The organism is Pseudomonas sp. AU12215 (assembly GCF_001675465.2).
Lineage (GTDB): Bacteria > Pseudomonadota > Gammaproteobacteria > Pseudomonadales > Pseudomonadaceae > Pseudomonas > Pseudomonas nitroreducens.
Genome location: NZ_MACM02000114.1, coordinates 1 through 728 on the forward strand (window position 1 = coordinate 1; position 728 = coordinate 728).

At 59.9% G+C, this 728-nt stretch carries 1 pseudogene; it reads left to right on the top strand.

Annotated elements, in window-relative coordinates:
• Positions 1-146: 146 nt before the first annotated feature.
• Positions 147-728: pseudogene (locus A9513_RS14725) on the top strand (IS5 family transposase); the annotation flags it as partial.

Below are 728 nucleotides of genomic sequence, written 5' to 3' on the forward strand. Positions count from 1 at the left end.
ATGCGCAAACGGACGCAGAAATTGACGACGCCAGCCAACCCGGACTAACAATGCCACCCCTGCGTCGCTGCGCTCCGACTGCCTGTCCGAATGAGCGTGGAACAGGTGTCCGGATCAGCGTGGGCTGAGTGTCCGAATGGCGTGGAATCCGCATACATTTGATGCAGAACTGGTTCGGCTACAGCGATCCAGCGATGGAGGAGGCGCTGTACGAGACCACAATCTTGCGCCAGTTTGCCGGGCTGAACCTAGAGCGTATTCCCGACGAAACCACCATCCTCAACTTCCGCCGCCTGCTGGAGAAACACGAACTGGCTGCCGGCATCCTGGCTGTGATCAATGGCTATCTCGGTGACCGCGGTCTGTCGCTGCGCCAAGGCACTATCGTCGATGCCACGCTGATCAATGCGCCAAGTTCGACCAAGAACAAGGACGGCAAGCGCGACCCGGAGATGCACCAGACCAAGAAGGGTAACCAGTACTACTTCGGCATGAAGGCCCACATCGGCGCGGATGCCGAGTCTGGCCTGGTGCACAGCGTGGTGGGGACGGCAGCCAACGTTGCTGACGTTACCCAGGTCGACAAACTGCTGCATGGAAAGGAAAACATGGTCGGCGCCGACGCGGGTTACACCGGCGTAGAGAAGCGCCCGGAACATGAAGGCCGGGAGGTGATCTGGCAGATTGCGGCCCGCCGCAGTACGTACAAGAAGCTGAGTAAGCGCAGT